The organism is Phytobacter sp. SCO41 (genome assembly GCF_003073275.1).
Lineage (GTDB): Bacteria > Pseudomonadota > Gammaproteobacteria > Enterobacterales > Enterobacteriaceae > Phytobacter > Phytobacter diazotrophicus.
On the sequence record NZ_CP027225.1, the window covers coordinates 933,961 to 954,212 of the forward strand.

At 52.8% G+C, this 20,252-nt stretch carries 19 protein-coding genes and 1 tRNA gene; 13 read left to right on the top strand and 7 right to left on the bottom strand.

Translation table 11 applies throughout. The features are described 5' to 3' along the window. Positions 1–42: 42 nt before the first annotated feature. On the top strand, positions 43–2,916 hold the full coding sequence (gene gcvP, locus C5523_RS04625; protein ID WP_108700658.1) for an aminomethyl-transferring glycine dehydrogenase: 2,874 nt from the start codon (positions 43–45) through the stop codon (positions 2,914–2,916). Positions 2,917–2,987: 71 nt separating this feature from the next. Beyond that, positions 2,988–3,731: an SDR family oxidoreductase gene (locus C5523_RS04630; RefSeq protein ID WP_071196005.1), complete on the top strand. Its 744-nt coding sequence runs from the start codon at positions 2,988–2,990 to the stop codon at positions 3,729–3,731. 65 nt (positions 3,732–3,796) lie between these two features. Here the strand turns inward: C5523_RS04630 and C5523_RS04635 are convergent, their stop codons facing one another. Beyond that, positions 3,797–5,230, bottom strand: coding sequence for a 6-phospho-beta-glucosidase (locus C5523_RS04635; protein WP_108700659.1), 1,434 nt, complete (start codon positions 5,228–5,230; stop codon positions 3,797–3,799). A 122-nt stretch (positions 5,231–5,352) separates the two neighbouring features. Next, entirely contained in the window at positions 5,353–6,081 is a 729-nt protein-coding gene (locus C5523_RS04640) for a MurR/RpiR family transcriptional regulator (RefSeq protein ID WP_039077977.1), read from the bottom strand. Between the two features lie 52 nt (positions 6,082–6,133). Here C5523_RS04640 and yqfB point away from each other — a divergent pair, with 52 nt between their 5' ends. Then, positions 6,134–6,445, top strand: coding sequence for a N(4)-acetylcytidine aminohydrolase (gene yqfB / locus C5523_RS04645; protein ID WP_108700660.1), 312 nt, complete (start codon positions 6,134–6,136; stop codon positions 6,443–6,445). A gap of 162 nt (positions 6,446–6,607) precedes the next feature. After that, positions 6,608–7,267, top strand: coding sequence for a hemolysin III family protein (locus C5523_RS04650; protein WP_039077975.1), 660 nt, complete (start codon positions 6,608–6,610; stop codon positions 7,265–7,267). Between the two features lie 118 nt (positions 7,268–7,385). Here the strand turns inward: C5523_RS04650 and ygfZ are convergent, their stop codons facing one another. Then, on the bottom strand, positions 7,386–8,369 hold the full coding sequence (gene ygfZ / locus C5523_RS04655; protein WP_071196007.1) for a tRNA-modifying protein YgfZ: 984 nt from the start codon (positions 8,367–8,369) through the stop codon (positions 7,386–7,388). Positions 8,370–8,618: 249 nt separating this feature from the next. Here ygfZ and sdhE point away from each other — a divergent pair, with 249 nt between their 5' ends. Both sdhE and C5523_RS04665 read left to right on the top strand, forming a co-directional pair. Beyond that, complete coding sequence (gene sdhE, locus C5523_RS04660) at positions 8,619–8,885, top strand: FAD assembly factor SdhE (RefSeq protein ID WP_039077973.1); 267 nt, start codon at positions 8,619–8,621, stop codon at positions 8,883–8,885. Further along, positions 8,866–9,282 carry a protein YgfX gene (locus tag C5523_RS04665; protein ID WP_039077972.1) on the top strand — a complete coding sequence of 139 codons (417 nt, stop codon included), beginning with the start codon at positions 8,866–8,868 and terminating at the stop codon, positions 9,280–9,282. Before sdhE ends, C5523_RS04665 begins: the two co-directional genes overlap by 20 nt. A 2-nt stretch (positions 9,283–9,284) precedes the next feature. Here the strand turns inward: C5523_RS04665 and fldB are convergent, their stop codons facing one another. Beyond that, a complete protein-coding gene (fldB, locus tag C5523_RS04670) occupies positions 9,285–9,806 on the bottom strand; it encodes a flavodoxin FldB (protein WP_039077971.1) in 522 nt (173 codons plus the stop codon). 101 nt (positions 9,807–9,907) lie between these two features. Here fldB and xerD point away from each other — a divergent pair, with 101 nt between their 5' ends. The 5 genes from xerD to lysS all read left to right on the top strand — a co-directional run bounded on the left by xerD (position 9,908) and on the right by lysS (position 15,998). Continuing rightward, complete coding sequence (gene xerD, locus C5523_RS04675) at positions 9,908–10,804, top strand: site-specific tyrosine recombinase XerD (protein WP_039077970.1); 897 nt, start codon at positions 9,908–9,910, stop codon at positions 10,802–10,804. Positions 10,805–10,828: 24 nt separating this feature from the next. Further along, entirely contained in the window at positions 10,829–11,542 is a 714-nt protein-coding gene (dsbC, locus tag C5523_RS04680) for a bifunctional protein-disulfide isomerase/oxidoreductase DsbC (RefSeq protein ID WP_039077969.1), read from the top strand. Positions 11,543–11,547: 5 nt separating this feature from the next. Then, a complete protein-coding gene (gene recJ / locus C5523_RS04685) occupies positions 11,548–13,281 on the top strand; it encodes a single-stranded-DNA-specific exonuclease RecJ (protein WP_039077968.1) in 1,734 nt (577 codons plus the stop codon). Between the two features lie 91 nt (positions 13,282–13,372). After that, positions 13,373–14,471 (top strand): peptide chain release factor 2 gene (prfB, locus tag C5523_RS04690; protein ID WP_103245268.1). Its coding sequence is split into 2 segments (ribosomal slippage): positions 13,373–13,447 and positions 13,449–14,471, totalling 1,098 coding nucleotides; the frame shifts between segments, so codons are not numbered across the junction. 9 nt (positions 14,472–14,480) lie between these two features. Then, positions 14,481–15,998, top strand: coding sequence for a lysine--tRNA ligase (lysS, locus tag C5523_RS04695; protein WP_039077966.1), 1,518 nt, complete (start codon positions 14,481–14,483; stop codon positions 15,996–15,998). A gap of 46 nt (positions 15,999–16,044) precedes the next feature. On the opposite strand, the gene idi is transcribed toward lysS, so the two are convergent. After that, entirely contained in the window at positions 16,045–16,590 is a 546-nt protein-coding gene (idi, locus tag C5523_RS04700; protein ID WP_172960876.1) for an isopentenyl-diphosphate Delta-isomerase, read from the bottom strand. 362 nt (positions 16,591–16,952) lie between these two features. Between idi and actS the strand changes: the two genes are divergently transcribed. Both actS and C5523_RS04710 read left to right on the top strand, forming a co-directional pair. Beyond that, positions 16,953–17,681, top strand: coding sequence for an amidase activator ActS (gene actS, locus C5523_RS04705; protein WP_039077964.1), 729 nt, complete (start codon positions 16,953–16,955; stop codon positions 17,679–17,681). Positions 17,682–17,773: 92 nt separating this feature from the next. Then, positions 17,774–17,847, top strand: a tRNA-Gly gene (locus C5523_RS04710). A gap of 169 nt (positions 17,848–18,016) precedes the next feature. Here the strand turns inward: C5523_RS04710 and C5523_RS04715 are convergent. Beyond that, positions 18,017–18,754, bottom strand: coding sequence for an ankyrin repeat domain-containing protein (locus C5523_RS04715; RefSeq protein WP_108700662.1), 738 nt, complete (start codon positions 18,752–18,754; stop codon positions 18,017–18,019). Position 18,755: 1 nt separating this feature from the next. Then, positions 18,756–20,180 (bottom strand): hypothetical protein, encoded by a 1,425-nt coding sequence (locus tag C5523_RS04720; RefSeq protein ID WP_108700663.1) that lies wholly within the window; start codon positions 20,178–20,180, stop codon positions 18,756–18,758. Between the last annotated feature and the right edge of the window lie 72 nt (positions 20,181–20,252).

The following is a 20,252-nucleotide window of genomic DNA, read 5'->3' on the forward strand; positions in this document are numbered from 1 at the left end:
AGGCAATTTTAAAATCACCGCACGTTTCAGGAACCATCGCTCATGACACAGACTTTAAGCCAGCTTGAAAACCGTGGCGCTTTCATTGAACGTCACATTGGGCCGGATGCTCAGCAACAGCAGGAGATGCTGAAAACGGTTGGCGCGGATTCGTTAAACGCACTGATTGCCCAGATCGTGCCGAAAGATATCCAGCTTGCCACGCCGCCGCAGGTGGGTGAAGCCACGACCGAATACGCCGCACTGGCGGAGCTGAAAGCGATTGCTGGTCGCAACAAGCGCTTTAAGTCTTACATTGGCATGGGTTATACCGCCGTGCAATTACCGCCGGTTATTCTGCGTAACATGCTCGAAAACCCAGGCTGGTACACTGCCTATACGCCGTATCAGCCGGAGGTGTCACAAGGGCGCCTTGAAGCCTTACTGAATTTCCAGCAGGTGACGCTCGACCTGACTGGTCTCGACATGGCCTCGGCTTCTCTGCTGGATGAAGCTACCGCCGCTGCCGAAGCAATGGCGATGGCAAAGCGCGTCAGCAAACTGAAAAATGCCAACCGTTTCTTTGTTGCCGCCGACATTCATCCGCAAACGCTCGATGTGGTGCGCACCCGTGCCGAAACCTTTGGTTTTGAGGTTATCGTGGATGATGCCAGCAAGGTGCTGGATCATCAGGATGTGTTTGGCGTGCTGTTGCAGCAGGTGGGCACGACCGGCGAAGTGCATGACTACAGCGCACTGATTACCGAGCTGAAAGCCCGTAAAATTGTGGTCAGCGTAGCCGCCGATTTTATGGCGCTGGTGTTGTTGACCGCGCCGGGCAAACAAGGGGCAGACATTGTCTTCGGTTCTGCGCAGCGCTTCGGTGTGCCGATGGGCTACGGTGGCCCGCATGCGGCATTCTTTGCCGCAAAAGATGAATTCAAACGCTCAATGCCGGGACGTATTATCGGTGTCTCCAAAGACGCGGCGGGCAATACCGCACTGCGTATGGCGATGCAGACCCGCGAGCAGCATATCCGTCGCGAAAAAGCGAACTCCAACATCTGTACTTCGCAGGTACTGCTGGCCAACATCGCCAGCCTGTACGCGGTGTATCACGGTCCGGTTGGTCTGAAACGTATTGCGAGTCGTATCCATCGTCTGGCCGATATTCTGGCGGCCGGCCTGCAGCAAAAAGGGCTTAAGCTGCGTCACGCGCACTACTTTGACACACTGTGCGTGGAAGTGGCCGACAAAGCCGCCGTGCTGGCGCGTGCGCAAGCGGCTGAAATCAACCTTCGTAGCGACATTCTGAATGCCGTGGGTATCACGCTCGATGAAACCACCACGCGTGAAGATGTGCAGAAACTTTTTGCCGTCGTGCTGGGCGATGCGCACGGACTGGATATTGACGTGCTGGATAAAGACGTGGCGCTCGACAGCCGCTCTGTGCCTGCCGCCATGCTGCGTGATGATGCGATCCTGAGCCACCCGGTCTTTAATCGCTATCACAGCGAAACCGAGATGATGCGTTACATGCACTCTCTGGAGCGCAAAGATCTGGCGCTCAATCAGGCGATGATCCCACTGGGATCTTGCACCATGAAGCTGAACGCCGCAGCGGAAATGATTCCGATCACCTGGCCTGAATTCGCCGAACTGCATCCGTTCTGCCCGGCAGAACAAGCCGAAGGCTACCACCACATGATCAACCAGCTTTCCGACTGGCTGGTGAAACTGACGGGTTACGATGCCCTTTGTATGCAGCCGAACTCTGGCGCGCAGGGGGAATATGCGGGCCTGTTGGCGATTCGTCACTACCATGAGAGCCGCAACGAAGGCCATCGCGATATCTGCCTGATCCCAAGCTCTGCACACGGTACCAACCCGGCATCCGCACAGATGGCAGGTATGCAGGTGCTGGTTGTGGCCTGTGATAAAAACGGCAACATCGATCTGGCCGATCTGCGCGCGAAAGCGGAACAACATGCGGCAAATCTCTCTTGCATCATGGTGACCTACCCGTCCACCCACGGCGTCTACGAAGAGACTATCCGTGAAGTGTGCGAAATTGTGCATCAATTTGGCGGGCAGGTTTATCTCGACGGCGCGAACATGAATGCTCAGGTGGGAATTACCTCTCCGGGCTTTATCGGTGCGGATGTGTCGCATCTCAACCTGCATAAAACCTTCTGTATTCCGCACGGCGGTGGCGGTCCGGGTATGGGGCCGATTGGCGTGAAAGCGCATCTGGCACCGTTCGTACCGGGCCACAGTGTGGTGCAGATTGAAGGCATGCTGACCCGTCAGGGCGCGGTATCTGCCGCCCCGTTTGGTAGCGCGTCGATTCTGCCAATTAGCTGGATGTACATCCGCATGATGGGCGCCGAAGGGCTGAAACAGGCAAGCCAGGTGGCGATTCTGAATGCCAACTACATCGCCAGCCGTCTGAAAGAGGCATTCCCGGTTCTGTATACGGGGCGCGATGGTCGCGTGGCGCATGAATGTATTCTCGACATTCGCCCGCTGAAAGAAGAGACCGGTATCAGTGAACTGGATATTGCGAAACGCCTGATTGACTACGGTTTCCATGCGCCGACCATGTCTTTCCCGGTTGCGGGTACCCTGATGGTTGAGCCGACGGAGTCAGAAAGCAAAGCGGAACTGGATCGCTTTATTGACGCGATGCTGGCCATTCGTGGCGAGATCAACCGCGTAAAAGCAGGCGAATGGCCGCTTGCCGATAACCCGCTGGTGAATGCACCACATACGCAGAACGAGCTGGTGGCGGAGTGGCATCACGGTTATACCCGTGAGCAGGCTGTCTTCCCGGCGGGTGTAGCGAACAAGTACTGGCCGACGGTAAAACGTCTTGATGACGTTTACGGCGACCGCAACCTGTTCTGCTCTTGCGTGCCGATGAGCGAATACCAGTAATTAGCGCTACGCTTCTACAGGCCGGGTGAACGTTCGCGTTACCCGGCCTTTTTTATCAGGAGGAATATAGATTGGCAATTGCACTGGTCACTGGCGGTAGCCGGGGAATAGGAAAGGCGACAGCGATGCTGCTGGGCGCAGAAGGGTACACGGTCGCGGTCAATTATCAACACAATGCGCAGGCCGCGCAGTCAGTGGTTGAAACCATTATCGCGGCGGGCGGAAAAGCGTTCGCAGTTCAGGCGGATATTGGCGAAGAAGAGCAGGTCGCCGCGATGTTCGCGCGCATTGATGAGGCGGATGAACCGCTGACCGCGCTGGTGAATAACGCCGGGATCCTGTTTACCCAAAGTCGCGTGGAAGCGATGACGGCGGAGCGCATCAACCAGGTTCTGCGGACTAACGTGACGGGCACCTTTCTCTGCTGTCGGGAGGCCATTAAACGTATGGCGCTGCCGCACGGCGGAAAAGGCGGTGCGATAGTGAATGTCTCTTCGGCCGGGGCGCGTCTGGGTTCGCCCGGCGAGTATGTTGATTATGCCGCGTCAAAAGGGGCGATGGATACGCTTACCACGGGCTTGTCGGTGGAAGTCGCGGCGCAGGGTATTCGGGTTAACAGCGTTCGACCAGGCTTTATCTATACGGAAATGCATGCCTCTGGTGGTGAACCCGGGCGGGTCGATCGGGTGAAGTCGATGCTGCCGATGCAGCGTGGCGGCCAGCCGGAAGAGGTGGCGCAGGCGATAGTCTGGCTGTTGAGCGATAAGGCATCCTACGTGACGGGAAGCTTTATCGAACTGGCGGGGGGTAAGTAAGCGACTCCCCCTCTGCCCGGCCCTTCTCCCCGATGGGGAGAAGGGCCGGAGGAACAGTATCCCGGTTAGATATTCTCGCCGTTGCTGGCGATCACTTCTTTATACCAGCTAAAACTCTTCTTACGGGAACGGGACATGTCGCCGGTGCCGTCATCATGCTTGTTCACGTAGATAAAGCCGTAGCGTTTGCTGTACTGGCCGGTGGTGAAAGAGACGCAGTCGATACAGCCCCACGGTGTGTAACCCATCAGGTCAACACCATCATATGTGACCGCCTCAACCATCTCTTTAACGTGAGCACGCAGATAATCGATACGATAATCGTCGATAATACTGCCATCTTCTTCTACTTTATCGTACGCGCCAAAGCCATTTTCAACAATAAACAGCGGCTTCTGATAACGCTCATACAGTTCGCACAGCGCATAGCGCAGACCTACCGGGTCAATCTGCCAGCCCCAGTCGGACGCTTTTACGTGCGGGTTCGGTACGCTGCCCTGGAAGCCGGAAATGGCATCACCAGTGCCGCCTTCGGCTTTTACCGCATTGGTCATGTAATAGCTAAAGCCGAGGTAATCACAGGTCCCTTCACGCAGAGCCTGCTCGTCGCCCGCTTCCATTTTGATGTTGAAACCACGACGTTCCCATTCGTTCAACACGTAAGACGGGTAGTAACCACGCAACTGAACATCGGTAAAGACATAGCGCTCACGCATGGATTCCTGTGCAAACATCACGTCTTCTGGCTTACAGGAGAACGGATACAGCGGCACCATGGCCAGCATGCAGCCGATTTTCATTTCTGGATTGATGCGGTGACCTATTTTCACGGCCAGCGCGCTGGCCACGAACTGATGGTGCAAGACCTGATACATGGTCTCTTCCGGATTTTCATGGTCGGTATAGACCACCCCGGAGCAGCAGTAGCCGAACAGTGGCGCGCGCCAGTTACGCTGGTTGTTGATTTCGTTGAAGGTCATCCAGTATTTAACCTTCGCTTTGTAGCGCTCAAACACCACTTCGGCGAAGCGGACAAAGAAATCCACGACCTTACGGTTGGTCCAGCCGCCGTACTCCTGCACCAGGTGCAGCGGCATTTCGAAGTGAGACAGGGTAATTACCGGTTCGATGTTATATTTGAGCAGTTCATCAAACATATCATCATAGAATTTCAGGCCTTCTTCGTTAGGCTGCAATTCGTCGCCTTTCGGGAAGATACGTGTCCAGGCGATAGAGGTACGGAAGCATTTGAAGCCCATTTCGGCGAAGAGTTTGATGTCTTCTTTGTAGTGGCCGTAAAAATCGACCGCTTCATGGTTCGGGTAGTATTTTCCTTCGATGACCTGCCGGGTGATTTCGCGTGGAACGCCGTGCGCGCCACCGGTGAGCACGTCACAAATGCTTGGGCCTTTTCCGCCCTGATTCCAGCCGCCTTCAACCTGATGTGCGGCAACGGCGCCGCCCCATAAAAAGTCTTTCGGTAAGGTCAATTTTTTCATCGTTGCTACTCTCGCCCTGGTAATAAAATCTGCGCTCGAGTTTAGCAAAGGGAATAAAAATGTCACGATATAACAAATTACCCTTAAGGTGATTTGTTACACCAATAAAACAATATGTTTTTTTATGCTATTTTCTTCGCCAGTTTTCGGCCAAGTGATTCCAGAATATAGATCACCGGAATTTGCGTCGTAATATCATACACACCGGCAATGCGTGTTTGCGGGACATGCCAGGAAAGATTGAAATCCGCCAGTTTTGCCAGGCGCGAATGCTCATGGCTGGTGATGGTCAGGACTTTGCAGTGATGGAGGCTGAACTGGCTGGCGAAACGCAGGATCTCCTCGGTTTCCCCGGAGACAGACAACACGATAGCCAGTGCATTTCTGGCCATGTCATTTGTGACCGGAAAATAAGGGTCATCGATATGATTACTGAATTTCCCGACATTCGAAAAGAAGCGTGCGCCATATTTTGCCAGAGCACCGGATGTGCCCGCACCAACAAAAATAATACGCTCCGACGATAAAATAATGTCGACTGCTTTATCTAATAACGTGTCGAATTCGTCGTTATTCACACTTTTAAAAAAGCTGATAATTTCGCTGGCGCCAAAATTAGCCTGCTGGGGTTCGTTTTGCTCTAAATATAATTTAAAGCGGACGCGAAATTCTGAATAACCTTCACATTGCAGTTTGCGGCAGAAACGCAGCACCGTGGTGGTTGAGACTCCAGCGCCGTCGGCCAGTTCGCGGATGGTCATGTACATCACTTTGTCACGATTTTTGACGACATAGTTGTAGACCATCATCTCAAGATTGTTGAGACTGGCGATAGCGGCGTGGGAGAACATACTCACTGTGTCAACGACTCACTTATCAGATTTATCATCAGGGAATAATAACATGCAGCCGAACGACATCACTTTTTTTCAGCGCTTTCAGGACGACATTCTGGCAGGCCGCAAAACAATTACTATCCGCGATCAAAGTGAATCGCACTTTCGCGTCGGGGATATCTTGCGCGTGGGACGTTATGAGGATGACGGCTATTTTTGCATCATCAAGGTGATTGGTACCTCAACGACCACCCTTGACAACCTGACAGAAGAACATGCGCAGCAGGAGAACATGTCCCTGCCTGAGCTCAAAAATGTCATTGCCGATATCTACCCCGGACAGAACCAGTTTTATGTGATTGATTTCAAGGTTCTTTAGAAAAACAGTAACGCCTGTTAGTTTAAATTCTTATATAACTAATTGATATTTATCTGTTCATATAAATATCATGATTTATTTAAGCGAACAGGTGTGCACTGGAATCATTCTCAGTTACTCTATAGGCGCGACGTTTTATTTTGAGTTCTCCCGGAGTTAACTATGGTGGATAGACCATTAATCGCACAGGGATATACGCTGGCTGAGGAAATAGCCAACAGCATCAGCCATGGCATCGGGCTGGTGTTTGGTATTGTTGGACTGGTGCTTCTGCTGGTGCAGGCCGTTGACAGTAATGCCGGCACGCTGGCGATCACCAGCTACAGTCTCTATGGCGGCAGCATGATTCTGCTGTTTCTCGCCTCCACGCTTTATCACGCTATACCGCATCAGCGGGCAAAAGTGTGGCTTAAGAAATTCGACCACTGCGCAATCTATCTGTTGATTGCCGGAACCTATACGCCTTTTCTGCTGGTGGGACTGGATTCGCCGCTGGCAAGGGGATTGATGGTTGTTATCTGGGGCCTGGCACTGCTGGGGATCCTGTTCAAGTTGACCATTGCCCACCGTTTCAAAGTGCTGTCGCTGGTGACCTACCTCACCATGGGTTGGTTGTCGCTGATTGTGGTTTACCAACTGGCGACCAAACTGTCGATTGGCGGGGTGACGTTACTGGCCGCGGGTGGGGTGGTTTACTCGCTGGGCGTGATATTTTACGTTTGTAAGCGCATTCCCTATAACCATGCTATCTGGCACGGCTTCGTGCTGGGCGGCAGCATATGTCACTTCCTGGCGATTTATTTGTATGTCGGACAGGCTTAAAAGCGGAATCGTTAGCCGAAAATTCCCCGGCGGCGTGGCGCTTGCCGGGGCTACGAATAGCTGGGATTTGGCAGCCTGAACATCAAGCACGGGGGAGCGCAGCAGGCGCTCCTGTCCGTTACTCTTCTTCCAGCGAATAAGGCAGCGGCTCGATAGCCAGAGTGTTCGCATCATCACGCACGCGAAACACGCTGTCTGGCTCCATATCGTTGTTCATCACAACCTGTACCAGCAGTTTGCCGTCATCCAGTTGCGCGGCAGCCAGCACTGTACCGGTACGACGCCAGTTTTCACCCATTTTCAGTTCCAGATCTTCACCGGCTTCCGGCACCCGGCTGGCTTTTCCCGCCAGATACCACAATGCGCGTTTATTCGCGCCACGGAATTTCGCGCGGGCAACCATCTCCTGGCCGGTGTAACACCCTTTCTTGAAGCTGATACCACCCAGTGCCTGAATATTTGTGGCCTGGGGAATAAATTGCGCGCTGTTAACGGTGTCAATGACCGGGAGGCCCGCTTCGATATTGAGCGCCAGCCACTGCTGGCTGTTGTTAAGTTGGGCTTCGCCACGCAGGGCTTCTGTTACTTTTTCTGCGGTGGCGACGTCGGTCACCAGTAAAAAACGTTCTGCCGGATGGGCAAACCAGAGAAGAGTGGTTTCACCCTCATGAACAAGCTGTTTGTCTGCATCCGGCAGGGCCGAAAACAGATTGGCCAGCGCGGCGCGAGCCTGGAACCCCGCGACACCCAGCAGGACATGTTCGTTGTCTGCTTCGATAGTGACTTTGGAGAACACGGCGTACTTTTTCAATTCTTTAAGCTGAGACTCCGCGACGCTGCGGCGTAAAATCCAGCTAAAACCCTCAGCGGTGCGGAACAGACGCAGGTTGCTCCACATTTTGCCTTTTGCATCGCAGTGCGCGGCCAGCAGATGTTGATCGTCAGTCAGTTTCGCCACATCGGCTGTAACCTGGCCTTGCAGGTATTTCTCACTGTCTGCGCCCTTGATAGTCGCCAGTGACCAGTCATCGAGAGTCATAAGCGTCAGCGGCAGTCGCGCTGATGCGGTCGGCTGGCGCGGAGGAAACGGAGTAAAAGCCATAGTATTGTCCTGATTAGCCTGATGCATATTTTCACTTAATGGTAAAAGAGCCGTTGCCCAATGCAAGCGATAAAAACAGGCGATTTGTGCCTTATAAAGAGTATGGGAAAAAGCACGCAAAATGGCTGTAATGGTTGCAATGCATGGGATTTATTCTGGAAGTCTCCTCGTAAACATAAATATTCCGCCGATGGATGATTAAAAACACGTTACAATGGCAACCCATCGTGGCTATGCAGGTTTCAGAACATGGATATTAACAACAAAGCCCGTATTCATTGGGCATGTCGGCGCGGAATGCGTGAGCTGGATATTTCCATCATGCCTTTCTTTGAACATGAATATGATTCGCTGAGTGATGATGACAAACGTGTGTTTGTGCGTCTTCTGCAGAGCGATGACCCTGATTTATTTAACTGGCTGATGAATCACGGCAAACCTCAGGACGAGGCGTTGCAGCGAATGATCCAGTTAATTCAGACACGGAATCGGGAACGTGGTCCTGTGGCAATCTGATATACGCGTCTCATGGCGCTCACAGTGGCTCTCACTTTTACTCCATGGCTTGATGGCGGCTTTCGTGTTGCTGTTACCCTGGCCATTGAGCTATACGCCGCTTTGGTTACTGCTTTTGTCACTGGTGGTGTTCGACAGCGTACGGAGTCAGCGCCGCATTAATGCCTGTCAGGGAGAGATCAAACTGCTGATGGATGCACGTTTGCGCTGGCAAGGCGTGGAGTGGGAAATCGTAGGAACACCGTGGATGCTGAATATTGGCATGATTCTGCGTTTGCGTCGGGAAAAAGATGGTCGCCGACAGCATCTGTGGCTGGCCGCAGATAGCATGGATGCGCAAGAGTGGCGTGATTTGCGCCGACTGATTTCGCAACAATCGGCGCAGCGTCAGCACTAAGCTCAGGCGAACTGTCCGGCCATTTCTACCAGAATCTGTTCGCACCAGTTCTGGATACGTTCGTCGCTCAGGTCATATTGATTGGTTTCGTCCAGCGCCAGACCCACAAACAACTGTCCATCGGCAATGATCGGTTTGGTGCTGGTGAATTCGTAGCCTTCTGTTGGCCAGTAACCAATGAATTTTACTCCACGCGGAGCCAGCTTATCGTGCAGCATTCCGAGCGCGTCGAGGAACCACTCGCCGTAGCCGAGCTGGTCGCCCATACCGTACAGTGCGACGATTTTTCCGTCGAGATTGAGTGTGTCGAGCTGCTCCCAGATGGCTTCCCAGTCTTCCTGCAATTCACCAAAGTCCCAGGTGGGAATGCCAAGAATCAGAGCATCGTACTGCTCCATTAATACGGGGGCGTCGTCTTTCAGGTTGTGTAACGTCACCAGTTCCGGGCCAATGATATCGCGGATTTTTTCTGCCGCCATTTCGGTGTAGCAGGTACTGGAACCATAAAACAGGCCGATGTTCATAACGTAAACGTCTCAATTCCGGATGTGTCTTTGCAAGCAGTGTACCAGAATCACACCGCAATCAGGCATAATGCAACGATTCGAAGCAAGGAGGAGCACAGGTGGAACAAGATTTCGCACGTATCGAACAATTTCTTGATGCCCTCTGGCTGGAGCGAAACCTGGCGGAAAATACCCTCAGTGCGTATCGTCGTGATTTGCAGGGGCTTGTGGAATGGCTACATCATCAGGGGCTGTCGCTGGAAAGCGCACAGGCGGATGATTTACAAAACCTGCTGGCGCAAAGGATGGACGGCGGCTACAAGGCAACCAGCTCAGCACGTTTGCTCAGCGCGATGCGCCGTTTCTTCCAGCATCTGTACCGGGAGAAGTTTCGTCAGGACGATCCCAGCGCATTACTTGCTTCGCCAAAACTGCCACAACGTCTTCCGAAAGATCTCAGTGAAGCGCAGGTTGAGCGGTTATTGGCGTCGCCAGCCATTGACCAGCCGCTGGAGTTACGCGATAAAGCGATGTTGGAAGTGCTTTATGCTACCGGGCTTCGCGTCTCGGAACTGGTAGGGCTGACGATGAGCGACATCAGCTTGCGCCAGGGGGTTGTGCGCGTCATCGGTAAAGGAAATAAAGAGCGCCTGGTTCCGCTGGGGGAAGAGGCGGTGTACTGGGTAGAAAACTATCTGGAACATGGGCGTCCCTGGCTGTTGAATGGCGTCTCAATCGATGTGCTGTTTCCGAGCCAGCGTGCTCAGCAGATGACACGGCAAACATTCTGGCATCGCATCAAACATTATGCGCAACTGGCGGGTATCGACAGCGAAAAACTCTCGCCGCACGTTTTGCGTCATGCGTTTGCTACCCATTTACTGAATCACGGTGCAGACTTACGTGTGGTCCAGATGTTGCTTGGCCACAGCGATCTCTCTACGACCCAGATTTATACGCATGTCGCGACGGAGCGGCTGCGACAGCTTCATCAGCAACATCACCCGCGGGCGTGATCGTTGTTTTTTAAAGGATACGTTATGAAAAAAGGTTTTATCATGTTCACCCTGCTGGCGGCGGCGCTGACCAGTACCGCGCATGCGGACGATGCCGCTATCAAGCAATCGCTGGCAAAATTGGGTGTACAGAGTTCCGATATTCAGCCTGCGCCAGTTGCCGGAATGAAAACCGTGCTGACCAATAGCGGCGTGCTGTATGTCACCGATGACGGCAAACACATCATTCAGGGGCCGATGTACGACGTCAGCGGCGCCCAGCCGGTGAATGTCACCAACCAGTTGCTGACAGCGCATCTCAACGCACTGGAAAAAGAGATGATTGTCTATAAAGCGCCGCAGGAAAAGCATGTGATCACCGTCTTCACGGACATCACCTGCGGTTACTGCCACAAACTGCATGAAGAGATGGCAGACTACAACGCGCTGGGTATCACCGTGCGTTATCTGGCTTTCCCGCGTCAGGGGCTGCAGAGTCAGGCCGAGCAGGATATGAAAGCTATCTGGTGTGCGAAAGACCGCAACAAAGCCTTAGATGATGCGATGAGCGGTAAGGGTGTTAAGCCAGCCAGTTGCGATCTTGATATCGCCGATCACTATGCGCTCGGCGTGCAGTTTGGCGTGAACGGTACGCCAGCCGTTGTGTTAAACGATGGCTACCTTGTGCCGGGATATCAGGGGCCGAAAGAGATGAAAGCCTTCCTCGACGAACATCAAAAACAGACTGGCGGTAAGTAATTCACGTGAAAGCCGAAATTCGACTTCGCCGCCGCGAGGCAAACGACGCGGCGGATTTACCTGCCGATCTTCCCCCACTTCTGCGTCGCCTTTATGCCAGCCGCGGTGTTTGTAGCGCGGCGGATCTGGAGCGCGGGGTGAAAGGCATGCTGCCCTGGCAGCGGCTGCATGGCATCGATAAAGCGGTAGAGATCCTCTATAACGCCTTGCGCGAGGGGTTGCGTATTGTGGTTGTCGGTGATTTTGATGCCGACGGCGCAACCAGTACCGCACTGAGTGTGCTGGCCTTACGTGCGCTGGGCGGCACTAATATCGCCTACCTGGTGCCGAACCGTTTTGAAGACGGCTACGGGTTAAGTCCGGAAGTGGTGGATCAGGCACACGCACGCGGCGCGCAACTGATCCTGACCGTGGATAACGGTATTTCGTCACATGCCGGGGTTGAACGGGCACATGCGCTGGGCATTCCGGTGGTGGTCACCGACCACCATCTTCCCGGCGAAACATTGCCCAATGCCGAAGCCATCATCAACCCGAACCTGCGCGAATGCGATTTTCCGTCGAAGTCACTGGCGGGGGTGGGTGTGGCCTTCTATCTGATGCTGGCACTGCGAACTTTTTTACGCGACAAAGGCTGGTTTGATGAGCGCGGGCTGGCTATCCCTAATCTGGCGGAACTGCTTGATTTAGTGGCCTTAGGTACCGTTGCCGATGTCGTGCCGCTGGATGCCAACAACCGCATTCTGACCTGGCAGGGCTTAAGCCGCATTCGTGCCGGAAAGTGCCGTCCTGGCATCAAAGCGCTCCTGGAAGTCGCCAACCGCGACGCACAAAAACTGGCGGCCAGCGATTTAGGTTTTGCGCTTGGCCCACGTCTGAATGCCGCAGGTCGTCTGGACGATATGTCCGTTGGCGTGGCGCTATTGCTCAGTGACAATCTTGGCGAAGCTCGGGTGCTGGCCAGCGAACTTGATGCGCTAAACCAGACGCGCAAAGAGATTGAGCAGGGCATGCAGGCAGAGGCGTTGACGCTGTGCGAGAAGCTGGAACGTAGCCGCGATACCCTGCCGGGCGGTCTTGCTATGTATCATCCCGAATGGCACCAGGGGGTAGTGGGTATTCTGGCGTCGCGCATTAAAGAGCGTTTCCACCGCCCGGTTATCGCGTTTGCGCCTGCCGGGGATGGCACTTTAAAAGGCTCAGGACGCTCAATCCAGGGCCTTCACATGCGCGATGCGCTGGAGCGTCTGGATACACTCTACCCAGGGCTGATGCTCAAATTCGGCGGCCATGCCATGGCGGCGGGGCTGTCGCTTGAGGAGGCTCGCTTCGAGGAGTTCCAGCGCTACTTTGGCGAGCTGGTCACCGAGTGGCTGGATCCGGCACTGTTGCAAGGTGAAATCGTTTCTGATGGCCTGTTAAAACCTGATGAAATGACCCTCGATACAGCCGAAATGTTGCGCGATGCCGGCCCCTGGGGACAGATGTTCCCGGAACCGCTGTTTGATGGCGAATTTCGTCTTCTGCAACAACGGCTGGTGGGGGAGCGCCATCTGAAAGTGATGGTTGAACCGGTCGGCGGCGGCCCGCTGCTCGACGGTATCGCTTTTAATGTCGACACCACCTGCTGGCCTGATAACGGCGTGCGCGTCGTCAATATCGCTTATAAACTGGATGTGAATGAGTTTCGCGGCAATCGCAGCGTGCAATTAATCATTGATCACCTGTGGCCAATTTAACGCCAGTATTCTCTACTAATAAGGGCTGAAATCCGGTAAAATTCCGCCCTTATGACCGCATTTTGACAAGTCCATCTAAAGAAATCAGACCATGTTTGAAATTAACCCGGTAAAAAATCGCATTCAGGACCTCACGGAGCGCTCCGACGTTCTTAGGGGGTATCTTTGACTATGACGCCAAGAAAGAGCGTCTGGAAGAAGTAAACGCCGAGCTGGAACAGCCGGATGTCTGGAACGAACCTGATCGCGCACAGGCGCTGGGTAAAGAACGTTCCTCCCTCGAAGCCATTGTTGAAACGCTCGACCAAATGAGTCAGGGGCTGGAAGATGTTTCCGGTCTGCTGGAGCTGGCTGTCGAAGCCGATGACGAAGAGACCTTCAACGAAGCTGTCGCTGAACTCGATACGCTGGAAGAGAAGCTGGCACAGCTTGAATTCCGCCGTATGTTCTCTGGTGAATACGACAACGCCGATTGCTACCTGGATATTCAGGCTGGTTCCGGCGGCACCGAGGCGCAGGACTGGGCGAGCATGCTGGAGCGTATGTATCTGCGCTGGGCAGAAGCGCGCGGCTTTAAGACCGAAATCATCGAAGAATCCGAAGGTGAAGTGGCGGGTATCAAATCCGTTACCATCAAGATTTCCGGCGATTACGCCTATGGCTGGCTGCGTACCGAAACCGGCGTGCACCGCCTGGTGCGTAAGAGCCCGTTCGATTCCGGTGGCCGTCGCCATACCTCATTCAGCTCTGCATTCGTGTACCCGGAAGTGGATGACGATATTGATATCGAAATCAACCCGGCGGATCTGCGTATCGACGTTTATCGCGCATCCGGCGCGGGTGGTCAGCACGTTAACCGTACGGAATCTGCGGTACGTATTACCCACATTCCGACCAACACGGTAACCCAGTGCCAGAATGACCGTTCACAGCACAAGAACAAAGACCAGGCCATGAAGCAGATGAAAGCGAAGCTTTATGAACTGGAAATGCAGAAGAAGAACGCTGAGAAACAGGCGATGGAAGACAACAAGTCCGACATCGGTTGGGGTAGCCAGATCCGTTCGTATGTCCTTGATGATTCTCGCATCAAAGACCTGCGCACCGGAGTTGAAACCCGTAACACGCAGGCGGTGCTGGATGGCAGCCTGGATCAATTTATCGAAGCAAGTTTGAAAGCAGGGTTATGAGGAACCAACATGTCTGAACAACAAGCACAGGGCGCTGACGCGGCAGTCGATCTTAATAATGAACTGAAAACTCGCCGCGAAAAGCTGGCATTGCTGCGTGAACAAGGCGTGCCGTTCCCGAACGATTTTCGTCGTGACCACACCTCAGACCTTCTGCACGCTGACTTCGATGCAAAAGAAAACGAAGAGCTGGAAGCGCTGAACATTGAAGTGGCTGTCGCTGGCCGTATGATGACCCGCCGCATTATGGGTAAAGCGTCTTTCGTCACCCTGCAGGATGTGGGGGGCCGTATTCAGCTTTATGTTGCCCGTGACGATCTGCCGGAAGGCGTTTACAACGAGCAGTTCAAAAAATGGGACCTGGGCGATATCCTGGGCGCGAAAGGTAAACTGTTCAAAACCAAGACTGGCGAGCTGTCCATTCACTGTACTGAGCTGCGTCTGTTGACCAAAGCCCTGCGCCCGTTGCCGGACAAATTCCACGGCCTGCAGGATCAGGAAGCCCGCTATCGTCAGCGTTATCTGGATCTGATCTCTAACGAAGATTCCCGCAACACTTTCAAAGTGCGTTCCAAAATCATGGCCGGCATTCGCCAGTTCATGGTGAATCGCGACTTTATGGAAGTGGAAACCCCGATGATGCAGGTGATTCCTGGCGGTGCGTCTGCACGTCCATTTATAACCCACCACAATGCGCTGGACCTGGACATGTACCTGCGTATCGCGCCGGAACTGTATCTGAAACGTCTTGTGGTTGGCGGCTTCGATCGCGTATTCGAAATCAACCGTAACTTCCGTAACGAAGGTATCTCTGTTCGCCACAACCCTGAGTTCACCATGATGGAACTCTACATGGCGTACGCGGATTACAAAGATCTGATCGAACTGACTGAATCCCTGTTCCGTACCCTGGCGCAGGATATTCTGGGTAAAACTGAAGTGCCTTATGGCGATGAAGTGTTCGATTTCGGCAAGCCGTTCGAAAAACTGACCATGCGCGAAGCAATTCAGAAATACCGCCCGGAAACGAACATGGCGGATCTGGATAACTTCGACTCAGCGAAAGCCATCGCAGAAAGCATTGGCATCAAAGTTGAGAAGAGCTGGGGCCTGGGCCGCATCGTGACCGAGATCTTCGAAGAAGTGGCCGAAGCACATCTGATTCAGCCGACCTTCATCACCGAATATCCGGCTGAGGTGTCTCCGCTGGCGCGCCGTAATGACGTGAACCCGGAAATCACTGACCGCTTCGAGTTCTTTATCGGTGGTCGTGAAATCGGTAACGGCTTTAGCGAGCTGAACGATGCTGAAGATCAGGCGCAGCGCTTCCAGGATCAGGTTAACGCCAAAGATGCAGGCGATGACGAAGCGATGTTCTATGACGAAGACTATGTGACCGCGCTGGAACACGGTCTGCCGCCGACTGCGGGTCTGGGCATTGGTATCGACCGTATGGTTATGCTGTTTACCAACAGCCACACCATTCGCGACGTGATCCTGTTCCCGGCGATGCGTCCGGTAAAATAAGTCGCTAAGAAGTCAAAAAGCCCCGGTGTGCAAACACGGGGCTTTTTTATTGCCTGACGCTGGCGGCAAACTCTCTGAGTTGCGCGTTTGCGTTTTCTGCCTCCAGCACCATCCACGGACTAAATGCCCAGGGTGTTGCCACCAGCGAATGGCAGAGGGCATCAAGTTCTACCCACTGATACGCCATGACTTCCTCTGCATTGATATTCAATGGCGTGATGATTTGTGCGGCGAAGACCGGGCAAATTTCGTTTTCGACAATCCCGGATGGATCGGTCTCGCGGTAGCGGAAACCCGGAGCAATAGACGTGATGTCGATAATATTCGCCCCTATTTCATAGCGACAGCGACGAACCATTGCCTGCTCAGGCGTTTCCCCCTCTTGCGGATGCCCGCAAACGGAGTTAGTCCACACGCCCGGCCAGGCTTTTTTGCTCATGGCCCGGCGGGTAACCAGACATTCGCCGCGTGAATTGAAAAGCCAGGAAGAGAAGGCGAGATGTAGCGGAGTGTTATGGTGATGAGCGGTATACTTTTCTTCCATGCCGATGGGTGAGCCGTGCTCATCCAGTAAAATGACATGTTCTTGCATGCTTATGATTTCTCCGGATCGATATAAAACCGTATGACGCGACGCCAGTGTGACTACGGCGCAACTCCGTAGCCTGACCGGTGGCGTCGCGCCAACGGTTAAACATTATACCCGTTCTCAGGCAAACAGTTTGGCCCAGAGGGCGGAAAAGGGCATTACCAGCAAAAGGCCGGGTAGCATATTGGCAACCGGAAACGGTTTTATATTGCAGATACGCAATCCCGGCCACGAACTGGCTACCTGAAATCATGGAGATTATTGCTCACGGCTACCCCTTTATCGCCAGTGAGCGGTAAGTGGTTGGCATCCTGGCGTTGCCTGCCTAGAATAAGGGGTCATTCATTTTTTACAGAGGATCTGTTTTGCGTGCAGGAAGCCTGACAAGAAACCCATTCCACATTGTCATTTGCCTGGCCGTGGCGTTATTGCTGGCGGGGTGTTCTGGCAGCAAATCGTCTGATAGCGGCAATGTTTACACGGTAAAACGTGGGGATACGCTATATAAAATTTCGCGCCAGACCGGCACTAGCGTGAATGACCTTGCCCGGCTTAACGGGATTTCCCCGCCGTATACCATTGAGGTCGGTCAACGTCTGAAACTGAATGGCGCGTCGAAATCGTCCTCTGCAAAAGGTGGCGCCCAAACGGCTAAAGTCGTGCCATCATCGGCTGTGCCGCTCTCTTCCTGGCCGCCCGTTGGGCAGCGCTGCTGGCGCTGGCCGACCACTGGCAAGGTGATCAGACCCTATTCCACATCCGAAGGCGGTAACAAGGGGATTGATATCGCAGGCTCTCGCGGGCAGGCGGTTTACGCCGCCGGAGCAGGGAAGGTGGTCTATGCCGGGAACCAATTGCGCGGTTATGGCAACCTGATCATGATTAAGCACAGCGACGAGTACATCACGGCCTATGCGCACAACGACACTATCCTCGTTAATAACGGGCAGAGTGTGAAGATTGGGCAAAAAATTGCCACGATGGGCAGCACTGATGCAGACGGAGTACAGTTGCACTTCCAGATCCGTTATAAGGCAACAGCTATTGATCCGCTGCGTTATCTGCCGCCACAAGGTAGCCCACCTAAGTGTTAAGATTTGCGCTAAGCGATTAATTTATGGTCAGTTAGTCGTTTAGCGTCTTGCCAGTCGGTGTTTAAGGTTTATAATGCCTGTCACACCACAAGGCGGGTGTAGTTCAATGGTAGAACGAGAGCTTCCCAAGCTCTATACGAGGGTTCGATTCCCTTCACCCGCTCCAATTTCGACTCCCCGAACTCTATTACATTCAAGTTTCCTTGCTAAATCAGCAGTAATAGCATTCTATTCGTCAATTGAACTGAATATTACTCCTTCTGGACAATCCTACTGTGAAGGCATCAATTGGATAACTTGCCCCCTCAGCGTTGGCTCCGGTATAAAGCAGTGATTCAACCACCGAGGCTATGCATTTTTGCATCCAGTTTTTTTAAGTTATTGTAATAATCACTGTCTTCTTTAACTTGCTGGATCTTTCTGTTCACCATCTGTCTGAAGGAACGACCTTGCTTATTCACTGGGTTAGGATCGGCGCCGTGGTCTAACAGAAAGAAAACTTTATCAAAATCGCCTTTAAAGAAGGCATCCACAAGTGGTGTTTCACCGAGTGAATTCCTTGTATTGATATCAACCCCTCGTTCAAGCATTAGTGCGAGCGTGGCTGTGTTTTTCGACTCGAGAGTGGTGAAAATCAGTGGGACATGATAGGGCTTATCGCGGGCGTTAGGATCCAGCCCACCATCCAGTAGTGCTTTTAACCAAATGTCTTTATCGCCTTTTGCCGCGATCTCGGCTGGGCTACCCGGCATATTTCGCTGTGGTTGTAGCGGGTCCGCGCCTTCGCGAACCAAATCCGACACAATCTCTAATCGCTCAGGTGGATTGTCATTGTAAATCGACTCATTAATCGCGAAAAACAGCAGCGTAAGGTCATCGGAGCCTGGCGTATTAAGGTCAGTCTCTTTCGCCAGACGCAAAACGGAACCACGATCTGCCGCCTGAATGGCTTTAGCCAGAACAAGCTGCGGACCCGCAAAATGTTTTTCTGGATCTATCTGTTTCATATCATTACACGCCGATAAAAGAAAAAATAAAAAAGATAATAGTATCAAGGGCATAAGCTTTTTCATGCTAAACTCTGCTTTTAATAAAACTAATATCCTCATCCTTTTGCGCCTCGATGCAATCAATTACCTGTGACATCCCGTGCTTATCCAGCATGTTTCCTATTCCTCCTGTCAGTGCGTGAGATTTACCTATGGCATCAGGGAACATATTCGAAACGCCGGTTTTTAATGCGAAAAGCGAGGTGTCAAAATTAGCATCCTGGAGATCTGAAAAACTTATTTCCTGGGTTTTTGTCAGTATTTCACCATTCACTCGGAAAGCGGATATTGCAGAACCATCACCTATAAGTTCACCTCCATATTTTGTCACAGTACCACTGTTCAACCCTGCGGCATTAAATGTCCAGGTTGCTTTACCACTTGCCATCCCGGCAGCCGATGCCAGGCCGCCGCCAAGCGAGTGACCGGCAATATCGATTTTTCCTGCATTATCAGCAAGTTTGCTACCAATCGAAACCGCCTTGTTATAATAAGATGAATTGAGTCCCATTCCCTGAGCTGCATTGTTGGCCCAGTCAATCATTTTATCAGGTCGTGTTCCCCGAAAAACAACGGTAGGATTCATATCTTTCCCAAATACGTATTCATCGGGCGCGTAAACACGGGCGAAAAAATCAGGATCCAGAGAGTTATCAGCCAGCATTTTGGGGGTGAGCCCCATCGCAGATAGCGCGTCCTCATCATTACTTATATCAATCCACCCTTCAGGCACATCCGGCATGGTTTCAAGCGCATTTATCGGTTGCCCGGCACGGCCATAGACATTTTGAGCGAGTTTTGCTTTTTCGACTGCGATATTATTCTCAGCAAGCCGGTTAGCGGCGGTCTGCGCATCAGGATACACACTACGCTGGCCTTTACTGATGAGATTTTTTCTCGCCTGCCAACGTTCAGCTTTTGTGAGTGGGCGGTCAGGCTCATTTATTCGACTACTACGGCCACCGCCAGCACTGGGTTCTTCACCTCGCATAGCTGAATCAGCACGCCTAAGTTGACGTTGACTTAGAGGAATGTCTGTTGGCGCGGGACGATTACCGAATGTGCTGACCATTTCTTCATATCGACGGATGATAGAGCTAACCGGATAGGCATCAGGCAGCGTCGTAGCATGAAGTTGAAGGCATCCCTCATTATCAATGAAGAACAGAGCGACCGCGGGCGACCACAAACCAAAGCGATCATCAATAGCCACCATAATGCCACGCTCAAGCTCCACTGTGGCAACAGTACGGATGTCCCGACCAGCCTGATAAGGATTTGCTCCACTTTGTGACTGAAATTTATCCTGACGACTTAACATCGAGTTCAGCGAAGAGGGGGGCATCGTTCTGATTCTTTGCACGGCAAGGTCAGGATGGACGATGAAGGGAAAGCGCCATGGAGCAACTTTTTCCTCGAAAATGTAAGTCAATGCCATGTAACTTGTCATGATATTGACTCCTGGAACACATCATTCCATTTACTGGTATGCATTTGTTATCCTTAACAAAAAGGATTGCTT